This window comes from Pseudomonas sp. NY15372 (genome assembly GCF_048068215.1).
Classification (GTDB): Bacteria; Pseudomonadota; Gammaproteobacteria; order Pseudomonadales; family Pseudomonadaceae; genus Aquipseudomonas; species Aquipseudomonas guariconensis_A.
The window spans coordinates 35,851-53,474 of sequence record NZ_JBLUPY010000023.1 but is presented as its reverse complement, the minus strand read 5'-3'; the positions used below and the strand labels follow the sequence as shown (position 1 = coordinate 53,474).

The window sequence follows — 17,624 nt, the reverse complement described above, 5'->3', positions numbered from 1 at the left end:
CTTCGATAAAAGTGCTACTGGCGCCAGCCTAGGCTGGCAGCCGGTCATTCGTTGCCTGCGATGCGCGCGCCCCAGGCGCGGGCGGTGGCCGTCAGGGCCGGTTCGTCCATCTGGGTCAGGCAGCGGTCGTCGAGCAGTGGCTGGCCGGCGACCCAGACGTGCCGCGCGCAGTCGCGGCCGGTGGCGTAGATCAGTTGCGAGACCGGGTCGTGCACCGGCTGCTGGGCCAACCCCGACAGGTCGAAGGCCACCAGGTCCGCAGCCTTGCCCAGCTCCAGCGAGCCGGTGACGGCCTCAAGGCCTAAAGCGCGGGCGCCGTTTAGGGTGGCCATGCGCAGCGCCCGGTGGGCGTCCAGGGCCGTGGCGGAACCGGCCACCGCCTTGGCCAGCAGGGCCGCGGTTCGGGTTTCGCCGAGCAGGTCCAGGTCGTTGTTGCTGGCCGCGCCATCGGTGCCCACTGCCACATTGACGCCGGCCTGCCACAGGCGTTCCACCGGGCAGAAGCCGCTGGCCAGCTTGAGGTTCGATTCCGGGCAATGCACCACGCTGGTGTCGCTTTCTACCAGCAGGGCCAGGTCTTCGTCGCTGACCTGGGTCATGTGCACCGCCTGCAGGCGTGGGCCCAGCAACCCCAGGCGGGCCAGGCGCGCCAGCGGGCGCTCGCCGCTGTCGGCCACGGCCTGCTCGACTTCGCCGGCGGTCTCGTGGATGTGCATGTGCAGCGGTGCATCCAGCTGGTCGGCGATGACGCGGATCTTTTCCAGGTTCTCGTCGCTGACGGTATAAGGCGCGTGCGGCCCGAGGGCGACGCTGATGCGCCGGTGGTGGCGCAGGTCGTCGAACAGCTCGATGGCCAGGTGCAGGCCTTCGTCGGGGGTGCGGGCGCCGGGGATGGGAACGTCCAGCAACGGCACGGCGATTTGCGCGCGGATACCGCTGCGGTGCACTCGGTCGCAGACCTCCCGGGGGAAGAAATACATGTCGGCGAAGCAGGTGACGCCGCCCTTGAGCATCTCGGCGATGGCCAGGTCTGTGCCGTCGCGCACGAAGGCTTCGTCGACCCAGCGCCCTTCGGCTGGCCAGATGTGCTCCTTGAGCCAGGTCATCAGCGGCAGGTCGTCGGCCAAGCCGCGCAGCAAAGTCATGGCCGCATGGCCGTGGGCGTTGATCAGCCCCGGACACAGCAGGCAATCGGGCAGCTCGCGCACCTCCCGCGCTGCGGGCGCCCGGTCGCGTGGGCCAAGCCAGGCGATCAGGCCGTCGCGGATGCCCAGCGCGTGTTCCTTGAGCACCACCCCGGCCGGCTCCACGGGGACCAGCCAGCTCGGCACGAGCAGCAGGTCAAGGGGGGAGGGGGCTGTGGGCATGCGTGGGGCACCTGGTTCTGTTAAATAGAACGCGCAGTATACCCGAGCGCCCGTGACAGAGGCTCGCTATAATCGGCCGCTTTTGATCAGCGAACGACGGGGAGAGGCGATGCGCGAGCGACTTTTGGCGGCGGAGAAGGTGACCGGCATCCAGTGGCGGGATGGCACCTTGCGTCTGCTCGACCAGCGCCTGCTGCCTGCGCGTGAGCACTGGCTGGCCTGCACCGACGTGGACGCGGTGGTCGAGGCGATCCGCCAGATGGCGGTGCGCGGGGCCTCGGCCATCGGCATCAGCGCCGCCTATGGCCTGGTGCTTGCCGTGCGCCAGCGCCTGGCCGAGGGCGAGGATTGGGAGCATGCGCTGGAAGAAGACTTCCTCGCCCTGGCCGAGGCCCGCCCCACCGCGGCCAACCTGTTCTGGTCGCTCAACCGCATGCGCGAACGCCTGCAGCGGCTGCGTGCCGACGAGGACGTGCTGGCGGTGATGGAGGCCGAGGCGATGGCCATCCACGAAAGCGACCGCGAAGCGAACCTGACCATGGCTCAGCATGGCATCGAGCTGATTCGCCGGCACCAGGGCAACGCCCAGACCCTGCTCACCTACGGCAACGCCGGTGCCCTGGCCAGCGGCGGTTTCGGCACCGCGCTGGGCGTGATCCGGGCGGCCTACCTGGAAGGCATGGTCGAGCGGGTGTACGCCGGCGAGACCCGCCCGTGGCTGCACGGCTCGCGCCTGACCGCCTGGGAGCTGGCCCACGAAGGCATCCCGGCGACCCTGTGCGCCGACTCGGCCATGGCCCACCTGATGAAGACCAAGGGCATCACCTGGGTGGTGGTCGGTGCCGACTGCATCGCCGCCAACGGCGACGTGGCCGGCAAGATCGGCACCTACCAGCTGGCCGTGGCTGCCATGCACCATGGCGTGCGCTTCATGGTGGTGGCGCCGAGCACCACCATCGACCTGAACCTGGCCACCGGTGAGGATATCCCGCTGGAAGAGCGCGAAGCCGATGAATTGCTGGATGTGGGCGGCAACCGGGTCGCGGCCGAAGTCGAAGTGTGCAACCCGGTATTCGATGTGACTCCGGCTGACCTGGTCGATGTGATCGTGACCGAACGCGGCGTGGTCGAGCGGCCCGATACGGCCAAGATCGCCCAGTTGATCTGTCGCAAGCGGTTGCATTGAGGTGTAGGGCGGGGGCGATTTGTCGGTTTTGAGATCGCGCGCCGCGCGATCTCCCAGGCGACACAGCATTCAATCCGACCCCTGCCATATCTCCCACGCATCCCGCCTTTGTGATACCATCCGACAGTTTCCAGGCCCGCTCGTTGAAGCGGCCTTCATTGCGCAGATCCATGGCTCAACTCATTGATTTGTCGTAAGTCGTCGCACCACTGTGCGTTGCGGCGACGAGCTTCGTTCGTCCTACGAGGGAAACGACGAAGTTTCACCAGAAAAAGGAATCAGGCTTCTCATGGGCGAACTGGCCAAAGAAATCCTCCCGGTCAATATCGAAGACGAACTGAGACAGTCTTACCTCGACTACGCGATGAGCGTGATTGTCGGGCGTGCACTGCCCGATGCGCGTGACGGCTTGAAGCCCGTGCATCGCCGCGTTCTCTACGCGATGAGCGAACTGGGCAACGACTGGAACAAGCCGTACAAGAAATCCGCCCGTGTGGTCGGTGACGTCATCGGTAAGTACCACCCCCACGGCGACACGGCGGTCTATGACACCATCGTGCGCATGGCGCAGCCGTTCTCGCTGCGCTACCTGCTGGTCGACGGCCAGGGCAACTTCGGTTCGGTGGACGGCGACAACGCCGCGGCCATGCGATACACCGAAGTGCGCATGGCCAAGCTGGCCCACGAGCTGCTGGCCGACCTGCACAAGGAAACCGTCGACTGGGTGCCCAACTATGACGGCACCGAGCAGATCCCGGCGGTCATGCCGACCAAGATTCCCAACCTGCTGGTCAACGGTTCCAGCGGTATCGCCGTGGGCATGGCGACCAACATCCCGCCGCACAACCTGGGCGAGGTCATCGACGGTTGCCTGGCGCTGATCGACAACCCTGAGGTGTCGATCGACGAGCTGATGCAGTTCATCCCCGGCCCCGACTTCCCTACCGCAGGCCTGATCAACGGCCGCCAGGGCATCATCGAGGCCTACCGTACCGGCCGTGGCCGCATCTATATGCGCGCCCGTTCCGAAATCGAGGACATCGACAAGGACAAGGCCGGCGGTCGCCAGCAGATCGTCGTCACCGAGCTGCCGTACCAACTGAACAAGGCGCGGCTGATCGAGAAGATCGCCGAGCTGGTCAAAGAGAAGAAGATCGAAGGCATCACCGAGCTGCGCGACGAGTCCGACAAGGACGGCATGCGCATCGTCATCGAGCTGCGTCGCGGCGAGGTGCCGGAGGTGGTGCTCAACAACCTCTACGCGCAGACCCAGCTGCAGAGCGTGTTCGGCATCAACATGGTCGCCCTGATCGACGGCCGCCCACGCCTGCTCAACCTCAAGGACCTGCTCGAAGCGTTCGTCCGTCACCGCCGCGAAGTGGTGACCCGCCGTACCGTGTTCGAGCTGCGCAAGGCCCGCGAGCGTGGCCATATCCTCGAAGGCCAGGCGGTCGCGCTGTCCAACATCGACCCGGTCATCGCCCTGATCAAGGCCTCGCCGACCCCGTCCGAGGCCAAGGAAGCGCTGGTCAGCACCGCCTGGGAATCCAGCGCCGTGCAGGTCATGGTCGAGCGCGCCGGCGCCGACTCGTGCCGCCCGGAAGACCTTCCGGAGCAGTACGGCCTGCGTGACGGCAAGTACTACCTGTCGCCAGAACAGGCCCAGGCCATCCTGGACCTGCGCCTGCACCGCCTGACCGGCCTGGAGCACGAGAAGCTGCTGGCCGAGTACCAGGAGATCCTCGAGCAGATCGGCGAACTGATCCGCATCCTCAGCAGCGCCGAGCGGCTGATGGAAGTGATCCGCGAAGAACTCGAGGCGATCCGCGCCGAATACGGCGATGCCCGTCGCACCGAGATCCTCAACGCCACCCACGACCTCAGCTACGGCGACATGATCCCCGAAGAAGAGCGCGTGGTGACCATTTCCCACGGCGGCTATGCCAAGACCCAGCCGTTGTCCGCCTACCAGGCCCAGCGCCGCGGTGGCAAGGGCAAGTCGGCCACCGGCGTGAAGGATGAGGACTACATCGAGCACCTGCTGGTCGCCAACAGCCACGCCACCCTGCTGCTGTTCTCCAGCAAGGGCAAGGTGTACTGGCTCAAGACCTACGAAATTCCCGAAGCGTCCCGCGCCGCCCGCGGTCGCCCGCTGGTCAACCTGCTGCCGCTGGAAGAGGGTGAACGCATCACCGCCATGCTGCAGATCGACCTCGAGGCCCTGCAGCAGAACGCCGACAGCGACGAAGAGCTGGAGGACGACGACACCGTGCTCGAAGGGGAAGTGATCGAGGCCGAGGAAGTCGACGAGGAAGATGGCGACACCCCTGAGTGGGTAGCCGAGCCGACCGGCGCTTATATCTTCATGGCTACTGCCTTCGGTACCGTCAAGAAGACCCCGCTGGCCCAGTTCGCTCGTCCGCGTACCAGCGGCCTGATCGCCCTGAAGCTCAAGGAAGGCGACACCCTGATCGCCGCGGCCATCACCGACGGCGCCAAGGAAGTCATGATGTTCTCCGACGCCGGCAAGGTGATCCGCTTCGCCGAGAGCGTGGTGCGTGAAATGGGCCGTACCGCCCGTGGTGTACGCGGCATGAAGCTGGGCAAGGGCCAGCAGGTGATTTCCATGCTGATCCCAGAGTCCGGCGCGCAGATCCTCACCGCCTCCGAGCGTGGCTTCGGCAAGCGGACCCCGCTGTCCAAGTTCCCGCGTCGCGGCCGTGGTGGCCAGGGCGTCATCGCCATGGGTACCAAGGGGCGCAACGGCCTGCTGATCGGCGCCATCCAGGTGCAGGAAGGCGAGGAGATCATGCTGATCTCCGACCAGGGCACCTTGGTGCGCACCCGCGTCGGCGAGGTGTCCAGCCTGGGCCGTAACACCCAGGGTGTGACGCTGATCAAGCTGGCCACCGACGAGACACTGGTGGGCCTGGAGCGTATCCAAGAGCCGTCGGAGGAAGAACTCGACGAGCTGCTCGACGGGGACGAGGAGGGCGTCGAGGCCGAAGCGCCAGACAATGATGAAGCTGCTGGCGCCGAAGAGGCCCAGCAGGAGTAAGCAAGCGTAAAACCCGAGCGGGGCGACCAAGGTTGCCCCGTTTGACTGATTAGGCCAGGCCATTGGGGCCGCTGCGCGGCCCATCGCCGGCAAGCCGGGCTCCTACAGGTTCAGCGCGAGCTTCCCTGTGGGAGCTGGCTTGCCGGCGATGGCCTGCAAAGCAGGCCCATGGTAGGCGACACAGTTTTAACTGGTTGGTACCGAATTAAGAATTTGTACCATTTGGCAGAGCGAGAGTGGATGTGAGCAAACGAGCCTTTAACTTCTGCGCAGGCCCTGCCGCGCTTCCAGACGCTGTCCTGCAGCGTGCCCAGGCCGAAATGCTGGACTGGCGTGGCAAGGGCTTGTCGGTGATGGAAATGAGCCATCGCAGCGACGACTACGTGGCCATCGCCGAGAAGGCCGAGCAGGACCTGCGCGACCTGCTGTCCATCCCCTCCAACTACAAGGTGCTGTTCCTCCAGGGCGGCGCCAGCCAGCAGTTCGCCGAGATCCCGCTGAACCTGCTGCCCGAAAGCGGCACTGCCGACTACATCGAGACCGGTATCTGGTCGAAGAAGGCCATCGAGGAAGCGCGTCGCTTCGGCCACGTCAACGTCGCCGCCAGCGCCAAGCCCTACGACTACCTGGCCATCCCGGGCCAGAACGAGTGGAACCTGACCCACAACGCTGCCTACGTCCACTATGCGTCCAACGAGACCATCGGTGGCCTGCAGTTCGACTGGGTGCCGGAAACCGGTGACGTGCCGCTGGTGGTGGACATGTCGTCCGACATCCTCTCGCGCCCGATCGATGTGTCCCAGTACGGCCTGATCTATGCCGGTGCGCAGAAGAACATCGGCCCCAGCGGCTTGGTGGTGGTGATCGTGCGTGAAGACCTGCTTGGCCACGCCCGCAGCAGCTGCCCGACCATGCTCGACTACAAGGTCGCCGCCGACAACGGCTCGATGTACAACACCCCGGCCACCTATTCCTGGTATCTCTCGGGCCTGGTGTTCGAATGGCTCAAGGAGCAGGGCGGCGTCGAGGCCATGGAGCAGCGCAACCGTGCCAAGAAAGACCGCCTGTACGGCTTCATCGATGCCAGCGAGTTCTACACCAACCCGATCAGCCACAACGCCCGTTCGTGGATGAACGTGCCGTTCCGCCTGGCCGACGAGCGCCTGGACAAAGCCTTCCTGGCCGGCGCCGACGCCCGTGGCCTGCTCAACCTCAAGGGCCATCGTTCGGTCGGCGGTATGCGCGCCTCCATCTACAACGCCCTGGGCCTGGAGGCGGTCGACGCCCTGGTGGCCTATATGGCTGAATTCGAGAAGGAGCACGCTTGATGTCCGAACAGGAACTCAAGGCACTGCGGGTACGCATCGACAGCCTCGACGAGAAGATCCTCGAGCTGATCAGCGAGCGCGCCCGTTGCGCCCAGGAAGTGGCCAAGGTCAAGACGGCCTCCCTGGCCGAAGGCGAGAAGCCGGTGTTCTACCGCCCTGAGCGTGAGGCTGCGGTGCTCAAGCGCGTCATGGAGCGCAACAAGGGCCCGCTGGACAACGAAGAGATGGCGCGGTTGTTCCGCGAGATCATGTCGTCCTGCCTGGCCTTGGAAGAACCGCTCAAGGTCGCTTACCTCGGCCCCGAAGGCACCTTCACCCAGGCTGCGGCCATGAAGCACTTCGGCCACGCCGTGGTCAGCCGCCCGATGGCGGCCATCGACGAAGTGTTCCGCGAAGTGGCGGCTGGTGCCGTCAACTTCGGTGTGGTGCCGGTGGAAAACTCCACCGAGGGTGCGGTCAGCCATACCCTGGACAGCTTCCTCGAGCATGACATGGTGATTTGCGGCGAAGTCGAGCTGCGTATCCACCACCACCTGCTGGTGGGCGAGAACACCAAGACCAACAGCATCACCCGCATCTATTCCCACGCCCAGTCGCTGGCCCAGTGCCGCAAATGGCTGGACGCCCATTACCCGAATGTCGAGCGCGTGGCGGTTTCCAGCAACGCCGAGGCGGCCAAGCGGGTCAAGGGCGAGTGGAATTCGGCGGCCATTGCCGGCGACATGGCGGCGAACCTGTACGGGCTGACCCGCCTGGCCGAGAAGATCGAGGACCGCCCGGACAACTCCACGCGTTTCCTGATGATCGGCAACCAGGAAGTGCCGCCGACCGGCGACGACAAGACCTCGATCATCGTGTCGATGAGCAACAAGCCGGGTGCGCTGCATGAGCTGTTGGTGCCGTTCCACGAGAACGGCATCGACCTGACCCGCATCGAGACCCGCCCGTCGCGTAGCGGTAAGTGGACGTATGTGTTCTTCATCGATTTCGTTGGTCACCACCGTGATCCGTTGATCAAGGCGGTGCTGGAGCAGATCAGCCAGGAGGCTGTGGCGCTGAAGGTGCTGGGTTCGTATCCGAAGGCGGTGCTCTGATCGAGATCGCCGGGGCCGCTTCGCGCCCCATCGCTGGCAAGCCAGCTCCCACAGGTACAGTGCAAGTCTTTCAGATTTGTGCAGCCCTTGTGGGAGCCGGCTTGCCGGCGATGGGCTGCAAAGCAGCCCCACTCCCGCAGGTACGTACACGTCCCCTGTAGGAGCCGGCTTGCCGGCGATGGGCTGCAAAGCAGCCCCACTCCCGCAGGTACGTACACGTCCCCTGTAGGAGCCGGCTTGCCGGCGATGGGCTGCAAAACAGCCCCACTCCCGCAGGGCACGTACACGTCCCCTGTAGGAGCCGGTTTGCCGGCGGTGGGCTGCAAAGCAGCCCCAACACCCGAAGGTCACGTACACGTTCCCTTGTGGGAGCCGGCTTGCCGGCGATGGGCTGCAAAGCAGCCCCAACACCCGCGGGTCACGTACACGTCCCTTGTGGGAGCCGGCTTGCCGGCGATGGGCTGCAACGCAGCCCCACTCCCGCAGGGCGCGTACAGTCCCCTGTAGGAGCGGGCTCGCCCCGCGATGGGCTGCAAAGCAGCCCCTAAACATCCGCCGTTCTGAACAGGATTCGCGCTAGTGGTTGATGTAACAGCAAGCAAATCCGGCCCTATCATCGGCCGCCTGGTGGTCGTGGGCCTGGGCCTGATCGGCGGCTCCTTCGCCAAGGGCCTGCGCGAAAGCGGCCTGTGCCGCGAAGTGGTCGGCGTCGACCTGGACGCCCAGTCGCGCAAGCTGGCCGTGTCCCTGGGCGTGGTCGACCGCTGCGAAGCGGACCTGGCCGCCGCCTGCGTCGGTGCCGACGTCATCCAACTGGCCGTGCCCATCCTGGCCATGGAAAAGGTCCTCGCCCACCTGGCGCGCCTGGACCTGGCCGACGCCATCATCACCGACGTCGGCAGCGCCAAGGGCAACGTCGTGCGCGCCGCCCGCGAAGCCTTCGCCGAACGCCTGCCGCGCTTCGTCCCAGGCCACCCGATCGCCGGCTCCGAGCAGAGCGGGGTAGAGGCCTCCAACGCCACCCTGTTCCGCCGCCACAAAGTCATCCTCACGCCGCTGCCGGAAACCGACCCCGCCGCCCTGGCCCTGGTCGACCGCCTATGGCGTGCGCTGGACGCCGATGTGGAACACATGCCGGTGGAACGCCATGACGAAGTCCTGGCCGCCACCAGCCACCTGCCGCACCTGCTGGCATTCGGTTTGGTCGATTCCCTGGCCAAGCGCAATGAAAACCTGGAGATCTTCCGGTACGCTGCGGGAGGCTTCCGCGATTTCACGAGAATCGCCGGCAGCGACCCGATCATGTGGCACGACATCTTCCTCGCCAACCGCGAGGCTGTCCTGCGCACCCTGGATACATTTCGCAGCGACCTCGACGCCTTGCGCGACGCGGTCGATGCAGGGGACGGGCACCAACTGCTGGGTGTGTTCACCCGCGCTCGGGTTGCCCGCGAGCATTTCAGTAAAATCCTGGCCCGCCGGGCCTATGTGGACGCTATGAACGCCAACGATCTGATTTTCCTGGCCCAACCTGGTGGCCGCCTGTCCGGACGGATCCGCGTTCCGGGCGACAAGTCGATTTCCCACCGCTCGATCATGCTTGGCTCGCTGGCCGAAGGCACCACCGAGGTCGAAGGTTTCCTCGAAGGCGAGGATGCCCTGGCGACCCTGCAGGCCTTCCGCGACATGGGTGTGGTCATCGAGGGCCCGCACCACGGCCGCGTGACCATCCACGGCGTCGGCCTGCACGGCCTCAAGCCGCCACCCGGGCCGATCTACCTCGGCAACTCCGGCACCTCCATGCGCCTGCTGTCGGGCCTGCTGGCCGGCCAGCCGTTCGACGTGACAATGACCGGCGACGCGTCGCTGTCCAAGCGCCCGATGAACCGCGTGGCCAACCCGCTGCGTGAAATGGGTGCGGTGGTCGAGACCGGCCCTGAAGGCCGCCCGCCGCTGACCATCCGCGGTGGCCACAAGCTCAAGGCCCTGGACTACACCCTGCCGATGGCCAGTGCCCAGGTGAAATCCTGCCTGCTGCTGGCCGGCCTGTACGCCGAAGGCACCACCACCGTCACCGAGCCGGCCCCGACCCGCGACCACACCGAGCGCATGCTGCGTGGCTTCGGCTACGACGTGCAGACCAATGGCCCGGTGGCCTCGCTCAAGGCTGGCGGCAAGCTCAGTGCCACCCGCATCGAAGTGCCGGCCGACATCTCCTCGGCTGCCTTCTTCCTGGTCGCGGCCTCCATCGCCGAAGGCTCGGAGCTGGTGCTCGAGCACGTGGGCATCAACCCGACCCGTACCGGCGTGATCGACATCCTGCGCCTGATGGGCGGCGACATCACCCTGGAAAACCAGCGTGAAGTCGGCGGCGAACCGGTGGCCGACCTGCGCGTGCGCGGTGCCAAGCTCAAGGGTATCGACATTCCCGAAGCCCTCGTACCGCTGGCCATCGACGAGTTCCCAGTGCTGTTCGTCGCCGCGGCCTGCGCCGAAGGGCGCACCGTGCTGCGTGGCGCCGAGGAGCTGCGGGTCAAGGAATCGGACCGCATCCAGGTCATGGCCGACGGCCTGCTGACCCTGGGCGTGAAGTGCCAGCCGACCCCGGACGGCATCATCATCGACGGCGGCCAGATCGGCGGCGGCGAAGTCCATGGCCACGGCGACCACCGCATCGCCATGGCCTTCAGCGTCGCCTCGCTGCGTGCCAGCGCGCCGATCCGCATCCATGACTGCGCCAACGTCGCCACCTCGTTCCCCAACTTCCTGGCGCTGTGCGCCGAAGTCGGTATCCGCGTCGCAGAAGAGGGCAAGCCGTGAATTCCCAAGCGCCGGTCATCACCATCGATGGGCCAAGCGGCTCGGGCAAGGGCACCGTTGCCGGCATCCTCGCCCGCGAACTGGGCTGGAGGCTGCTGGACTCCGGCGCCCTGTATCGCCTGCTGGCCTTCAACGCCACCAACCACGGCGTGGACCTGACCAACGAAGAGCTGCTCAAGGCCCTGGCCGCCCATCTGGATGTGCAGTTCATCGCCGCACAACCGGGTAAGCTTCAGCAGATCATTCTCGAGGGTGAGGATGTCAGCAACGTGATCCGTACCGAAACAGTCGGCGCCGGCGCCTCCATGGTCGCCTCCCTGCCGGCGGTGCGCGAAGCGCTGCTGCAGCGCCAGCGCGCCTTCCGCGAAGCCCCCGGGCTGATCGCCGATGGCCGCGACATGGGCACCGTGGTGTTCCCGGACGCGCCCTTGAAAGTGTTCCTCACCGCCAGTGCGGAGGAGCGCGCACGACGTCGTTATTTGCAGTTGAAGGGCAAAGGCGATGATGTTAGTCTGGCGAGTCTGCTGGATGAGATCCGTGCGCGCGATGAGCGCGACACCCAGCGTGCGGTGGCCCCGTTGAAACCAGCGGCCGATGCCATCCAGCTGGACTCCACCGAGTTGTCCATCGAGCAGGTGTTGCAACGTATCAGGAGCGAGCTCGCCCAGCGCGATCTGCTCTGATAACCAGGGAAGCAGGCAGGGTCACCAGTCAACGTCCTGCCGGCTTTCCTTTATATGAACGAAACCCACATTGTCTGGAATGTGGCTATGGGCGTCTGTTTCGCCCGAATCTACAGGAATTAAAATGAGCGAAAGCTTTGCAGAACTCTTTGAAGAAAGCCTGAAAACCCTCAATCTTCAGCCGGGCGCGATCATCACCGGTATCGTTGTCGACATCGACGGCGACTGGGTTACCGTTCACGCTGGCCTGAAGTCCGAGGGCGTCATCCCGCTCGAGCAGTTCATCAACGAAGCTGGCGAGCTGACCATCAAGGTCGGTGACGAAGTTCACGTTGCGCTGGACGCGGTCGAAGACGGCTTTGGCGAAACCAAGCTGTCCCGTGAAAAAGCCAAGCGCGCCGAGTGCTGGATTGTTCTGGAAGCAGCTTTCGCCGCCGAAGAAGTGGTCAAGGGCGTTATCAACGGTAAGGTTAAGGGCGGCTTCACTGTCGACGTTAACGGCATCCGTGCGTTCCTGCCGGGCTCCCTGGTCGATGTCCGCCCTGTGCGCGACACCACCCACCTGGAAGGCAAAGAGCTGGAGTTCAAGGTCATCAAGCTGGACCAGAAGCGCAACAACGTTGTCGTTTCCCGTCGCAGCGTGCTGGAAGCCGAGAACAGCGCCGAGCGCGAAGCCCTGCTGGAAACCCTGCAGGAAGGCCAACAGGTCAAGGGTATCGTCAAGAACCTCACCGACTACGGCGCCTTCGTGGACCTGGGCGGTATCGACGGCCTGCTGCACATCACCGACATGGCTTGGAAGCGCATCAAGCACCCGTCGGAAATCGTCAACGTTGGTGACGAAGTCGACGTTCGCGTCCTGAAGTTCGACCGTGAGCGCAACCGCGTTTCGCTGGGTCTGAAGCAAATGGGCGAAGATCCGTGGGTAGCTATCACTGCCCGCTACCCAGAAGGTACCCGCGTACAGGCTCGCGTGACCAACCTGACCGACTACGGCTGCTTCGCTGAGCTGGAAGAAGGCGTTGAAGGTCTGGTACACGTTTCCGAAATGGACTGGACCAACAAGAACATCCACCCGTCGAAAGTCGTTCAGGTTGGCGACGAAGTGGAAGTCATGGTTCTGGACATCGACGAAGAGCGTCGTCGTATCTCCCTGGGCATCAAGCAGTGCAAGTCCAACCCATGGGAAGACTTCTCCAGCCAGTTCAACAAAGGTGACAAGATCACCGGTACCATCAAGTCGATCACCGACTTCGGTATCTTCATTGGCCTGGACGGCGGCATCGACGGTCTGGTTCACCTGTCCGACATCTCCTGGAACGAGTCCGGCGAAGAAGCCGTACGTCGCTTCAAGAAGGGCGACGAGCTGGAAACCGTCATCCTGTCGGTCGACCCAGAGCGCGAGCGTATCTCCCTGGGTATCAAGCAACTGGAAGACGATCCGTTCTCCAACTTCGTTGCTCTGAACGACAAGGGCGCTATCGTCAAGGGTACCGTCAAGGAAGTTGACGCCAAAGGCGCCATCGTCACCCTGGCCGACGACATCGAAGCTACTCTGAAGGCTTCCGAAATCAGCCGTGACCGCGTTGAAGACGCGCGTAACGTCCTGAAGGAAGGCGACGAGATCGAAGCCAAGATCATCAGCGTTGACCGCAAGTCCCGCGTCATCAGCCTGTCCATCAAGTCGAAGGACGACGCTGAAGAGCGCGAAGCTATCCAGAGCCTGAAAAACGCTCCGGAAGCTGCTGCCGACACCACCATGGCCGCGCTGCTGCGCGAAGCTATGGCCAAGCAGAACTAAGTTCTGTTTGATCGGTAAAAAAAGGGGCGACCTTCGGGTCGCCCCTTTTTTTTATTGGGATGGCGAGATAGCGTGATGGTGGAGAGGTGTCCGCCGTGAGGGCGTTGTCGCCTGTGAGATCGAGCGCCGCCCGCGCGGCGCATCGCGAGCTGCGCTCGCTCCTACGTTTGTTTCGGGCCAGTAACGCCTGTAACAGGCGCGCGCGACCGCCTGGTTCGTACGACACGAAATTGCGTCAGGCGCCAAAGCGTCCGCGCGAAAATCCCACAGAAATACTTCGCCCGAAATAAACGTAGGAGCGAGCGCAGCTCGCGATGCGCCGCGCGGGCGGCGCTCGATCTCACAGGCGCCGACACTGTCACGGCGAACACGGCGCTCGATCTCCCTGGCGCCGACGCTACCACGGCGAACGCGGCGCCCGATCTCACCGGCCGCCGCCCTTCTACCGCCATACCCCTAAAGCCACACCGCATCCCAATGTGGATAATCACCAACACTAGCCACCAGTCCTGCCCTTACCGGATTGGCAACGATGTATCTCGCAACCTTGCAAACATCCTCATCCCGACGCAAGGCTCGGTCGTAATAGCCTGCCTGCCAGACCGGCCCTGCTTTTGCTCCGGCCTTGTGCAGTGCATTGCTGGACTGGCATTTGAAGCGTTGCATGAGTGCGCCAAGCGTCACTTCTTTCAATTCAATCAACCAATGCACATGGTCTGGCATCACGACCCAGGTCAGTGATCGGCAGTGGTGTTGTTCTTCCGCGTAGCGAAGGTGCTGAATGACCAATCTTGCAAAATAGAGGTTGTGAAACAAAGGCTGGCGGTGATGAGTGACGGTGGTCAGCATGTAGAGCCTACCTGGCACCGAGCATCTTGCGCGGCGCAGCCTGTAGCCATGAGGGTTAGACATTGATTCATCCTTGAGCGAGTATGTGTTCGATCAGCGTAGCCAGCCCATGCAGGCCTCGACCCGATGGAGGTTTGCTGCTTGTAAATAACCGTCGGATGTAACAGCTGTACGGCATGAGGTTGCGGGGTGGCCTGGGGTGATTGGCGTGGGTTTTGTGGTGTTGCGCAAATCGCGCGCCGCCCACGCGGCGCGCATCGCGAGCTGCGCTCGCTCCTACGTTTGTTTTGGGCAGTTCCGCCTGCGACAGGCGCGCGCGACCGCCTGGTTCGTACGACACGATATCGCGTCAAACTCCAAGGCGTCCGCGCGAAAACCCCACAGGATGAACTGGCCCGAAACAAACGTAGGAGCGAGCGCAGCTCGCGATGCGCCGCGCGGGCGGCGCTCGATCTCACAGGCGCCGACACTGTCACGGCGAACGCGGCACTCGATCTCCCTGGCGCCGACGCTACCACGGCGAACGCGGCGCCCGATCTCAAATCCCCCGCACCCCTCAAGCCGCGCTCACCCAATCTTGAATTTTTTTATCAAGTCAAGATCCACCCTGTTCAAATCTCCCAGAGCGTGCTACAAACTGGTTAAGCAATGATCTAGCTGCTTGATAACGAAGGGAAAAATATGACGAAGTCGGAGCTGATCGAACGTATTGTCACCCATCAAGGGCTGCTCTCGTCCAAGGACGTGGAGTTGGCCATCAAGACCATGCTTGAACAGATGTCCCAATGCCTGGCCACCGGCGATCGCATCGAGATCCGCGGCTTTGGCAGCTTTTCCTTGCACTACCGCTCACCCCGCGTAGGTCGCAACCCCAAGACCGGCCAGTCGGTGAGCCTTGAAGGCAAGTACGTACCGCACTTCAAGCCCGGCAAGGAACTGCGTGACCGCGTTAACGAAGACGAACAAGAACACGCCCACACCTGAGGGGCAGAAGGAGCAGTCTGATGCGTAACCTCAAGCGCGCCTTGGCGGCGTTGTTCGTGCTGCTGTTGGCGGCCGTGGTGCTGTTCTTCGTTTTGGAGAACCAGCAAACTGTCTCCCTGGTCCTGTTCGGCTGGGCCGCCCCCGCCGTCCCAGTCGCCGTATTGGTCATCGCAGCCCTGGTCATCGGCCTCGCCGTCGGCCCACTGCTCGGCGCCTACGGCGTGCTGCGCAGTAAGCGCAAAATCCGCGCCTCCGCCCGCCAGGCCGCCCTGTCCGGTAACTGACACACCTCCCGCACAGCCCAAACCCACCTCGACTCCGTGGGTGCGGGCTTGGCCTCTCCCATCCCCCAACATTCCCCTGGCCCCACAATTCCCCATCAATCAAAGACTTCCTGCACTCTCTAGCGCTGCCCCCTGAAAGACAACCCACCCCTTCGGCTGCGCTTCCAAGCAGAAAACCAACGGCTAACGCTGCTCTTATGGGAGATCACCCAGCCCTTTGAGCTGCGCTGTCGCGCAGAGAACAAACAGCCGGTGCTGATCCTCTGTGGTAGATCACCCAGCCTTTCGGCCTGCGCTGATACAGAGAACAACGCACCTCTGTGGGAGCGGGCTTGTCCCGCGATCAAGGGCGAAGCCCTTGCCAGGCAGCATCAATATCGCCCCCTGCCCAATCGCAAAACAAATCGAACCGCCACACCACTCAGCCGCCCATGACAAACACCCACCAAACAATCTAGGAAGCGTCCTACGCCAACATGGGAAATCTACGCTGTAACTGCATCCAAACCCCATGGACTAATAGCCCACCCCACATCCTGACAGGGAAGCTTTCACCGGTATGGACTACCCCAGCCTCTCGCACCACGGCGGCACCCGCAGCATCACCGGCTCCTGCCACCAGCTCCACCTCGACGCCACCACCAGCCTGTTGATCGACTGCGGCCTCGAACAAGGCACCGACGCACCCCCGGACGACACCCAAGCCACCCCCGTCGGCTTCGACATCACTGGCATCCAGGCCCTGATCATCACCCACGTCCACCTCGACCATGTCGGCCGCATCCCCGCACTCTTGGCCGCAGGCTTCCACGGCCCGATCCTGTGCAGCGAACCCTCCGCAAAACTCCTGCCCCTCATCCTCGAAGACGCCTACCGCCTCGGCATCTCCAGCGACCCCGCCGAGATCGCCCGCTTCCTGGAAATCATCCGCCGCCTGCTAGTGCCAGTCCCGTACGAGCAATGGCACAGCGTCACCAGAACTCCCACCCTCGAATGCCGCATCCGCCTCCAGCGCGCCGGGCATCTGCTGGGTTCTGCCTATGTCGAATGCGACGTCCGCTACCCCCAACGAACAAGCGATACCCGCGTCGTCTTCTCTGGCGACCTCGGCGCCCCCGGCAGCCCGCTCTTGCGCCCGGTACAGCCACCCGAACGCGCCGACATCCTAGTGCTCGAAAGCACCTACGGCGACCGCCTGCATCCTGATCGCAGCGAACGCCAACAGCGCCTGGAAGCCGCCATCGACCGCGCCCTCGCAGACCAGGGCACCGTCCTCATCCCTGCGTTCAGCCTCGGCCGAACACAGGAACTGCTCTACGAGCTGGAAGACATCCTCCACCGCAAGGCCCTCCTGACCGAAACAGAAAACCCCGGCACCGACCCGCTGGACTGGTCGCAACTGCCCATCATCCTCGACTCCCCATTGGCCCAGCGCGTAACCCAGGCCTACCGCGAGCTGCACGACTACTGGAACAGCGAAGCCAGACAACGCCTAGGCAAAGGCCGTAAGCCCCTGGGTTTCAGCCAACTGATCTGTGTCGATACCCACGCCAAGCACCAACAGGTAGTCAATTACCTCAAGAGCACCGGCCGACCCGCCATCGTCATCGCCGGCAATGGCATGTGCTCGGGCGGGCGCATCGTCAACTACCTGAAAGCCATGCTCGAGGATCCCCGGCATGAGGTGATGTTCGTGGGCTACCAGGCCAGGGGTACGCCGGGTGCGGTGATCCAGGCCAGCCGTGGCGCGCAGAGGCCTGCATGGGTCGAACTGGATCAAGTGCGCTATGAAATACGTGCCAAGGTGATGACGCTCGAAGGGTATTCGGCGCATGCGGACCAGGCAGGGTTGGTGCAGTTTGCCCTGGGCCAGGGTGAGCCAACGAGGCGTGTTGTGCTGGTGCATGGAGAGGGGAGGGCGAAGCAGGCCTTGGCCCGAGCCCTGCGGCAACGCTACGAGGCGTTGGGATGTGAGCTGACCGTCACAATCCCAGGGTGCCGTCTGGCGGCCCTGTGAATTTTGGTCGGAAACCGGGGAACTTCTTTGGTCGAGTTCCCTCTACTACTGATTAATGCTTAAGGCGTAAGGCGATTCTTGAGCGTGTTGGCAAATTGACGCTACGCTTCAGTTGAGTGGCTCGCGTGACCGACAGACGGTCGGTTGATGGGC

12 protein-coding genes are annotated in these 17,624 nt (G+C 63.9%); 10 read left to right on the top strand and 2 right to left on the bottom strand.

Annotated features, from left to right (window positions below):
- Positions 1–44 precede the first annotated feature (44 nt).
- Complete coding sequence (locus ACNFG0_RS16065) at positions 45–1,367, bottom strand: TRZ/ATZ family hydrolase (protein WP_416765584.1); 1,323 nt, start codon at positions 1,365–1,367, stop codon at positions 45–47.
- A 109-nt stretch (positions 1,368–1,476) separates the two neighbouring features.
- On the opposite strand from ACNFG0_RS16065, the gene mtnA reads away from it, so the two are divergent.
- The 7 genes from mtnA (at position 1,477) to rpsA (ending at position 13,337) form a co-directional block, all read left to right on the top strand.
- Positions 1,477–2,553 (top strand): S-methyl-5-thioribose-1-phosphate isomerase, encoded by a 1,077-nt coding sequence (mtnA, locus tag ACNFG0_RS16060; protein WP_196155930.1) that lies wholly within the window; start codon positions 1,477–1,479, stop codon positions 2,551–2,553.
- A 289-nt stretch (positions 2,554–2,842) separates the two neighbouring features.
- Positions 2,843–5,611 (top strand): DNA gyrase subunit A, encoded by a 2,769-nt coding sequence (gene gyrA / locus ACNFG0_RS16055; protein WP_416765582.1) that lies wholly within the window; start codon positions 2,843–2,845, stop codon positions 5,609–5,611.
- A gap of 242 nt (positions 5,612–5,853) precedes the next feature.
- Complete coding sequence (gene serC, locus ACNFG0_RS16050) at positions 5,854–6,939, top strand: 3-phosphoserine/phosphohydroxythreonine transaminase (protein ID WP_196145749.1); 1,086 nt, start codon at positions 5,854–5,856, stop codon at positions 6,937–6,939.
- Positions 6,939–8,033: a prephenate dehydratase gene (gene pheA / locus ACNFG0_RS16045; RefSeq protein WP_084854915.1), complete on the top strand. Its 1,095-nt coding sequence runs from the start codon at positions 6,939–6,941 to the stop codon at positions 8,031–8,033. Before serC ends, pheA begins: the two co-directional genes overlap by 1 nt.
- A gap of 612 nt (positions 8,034–8,645) precedes the next feature.
- Positions 8,646–10,853: a bifunctional prephenate dehydrogenase/3-phosphoshikimate 1-carboxyvinyltransferase gene (locus tag ACNFG0_RS16040; RefSeq protein ID WP_328311697.1), complete on the top strand. Its 2,208-nt coding sequence runs from the start codon at positions 8,646–8,648 to the stop codon at positions 10,851–10,853.
- Complete coding sequence (gene cmk, locus ACNFG0_RS16035) at positions 10,850–11,536, top strand: (d)CMP kinase (RefSeq protein WP_196145751.1); 687 nt, start codon at positions 10,850–10,852, stop codon at positions 11,534–11,536. Before ACNFG0_RS16040 ends, cmk begins: the two co-directional genes overlap by 4 nt.
- Positions 11,537–11,660: 124 nt before the next feature.
- Positions 11,661–13,337 (top strand): 30S ribosomal protein S1, encoded by a 1,677-nt coding sequence (rpsA, locus tag ACNFG0_RS16030; protein WP_084854918.1) that lies wholly within the window; start codon positions 11,661–11,663, stop codon positions 13,335–13,337.
- A gap of 456 nt (positions 13,338–13,793) precedes the next feature.
- Here rpsA and ACNFG0_RS16025 read toward each other — a convergent pair whose 3' ends face one another.
- Entirely contained in the window at positions 13,794–14,249 is a 456-nt protein-coding gene (locus ACNFG0_RS16025) for an REP-associated tyrosine transposase (RefSeq protein WP_416765580.1), read from the bottom strand.
- Between the two features lie 618 nt (positions 14,250–14,867).
- On the opposite strand from ACNFG0_RS16025, the gene ihfB reads away from it, so the two are divergent.
- The 3 genes from ihfB (at position 14,868) to ACNFG0_RS16010 (ending at position 17,471) form a co-directional block, all read left to right on the top strand.
- Positions 14,868–15,170: an integration host factor subunit beta gene (gene ihfB / locus ACNFG0_RS16020; RefSeq protein WP_196145752.1), complete on the top strand. Its 303-nt coding sequence runs from the start codon at positions 14,868–14,870 to the stop codon at positions 15,168–15,170.
- A gap of 20 nt (positions 15,171–15,190) precedes the next feature.
- Positions 15,191–15,454 (top strand): LapA family protein, encoded by a 264-nt coding sequence (locus ACNFG0_RS16015; protein ID WP_196145753.1) that lies wholly within the window; start codon positions 15,191–15,193, stop codon positions 15,452–15,454.
- A gap of 559 nt (positions 15,455–16,013) precedes the next feature.
- Positions 16,014–17,471, top strand: coding sequence for an MBL fold metallo-hydrolase RNA specificity domain-containing protein (locus ACNFG0_RS16010; protein WP_416765578.1), 1,458 nt, complete (start codon positions 16,014–16,016; stop codon positions 17,469–17,471).
- Positions 17,472–17,624: the final 153 nt, after the last annotated feature.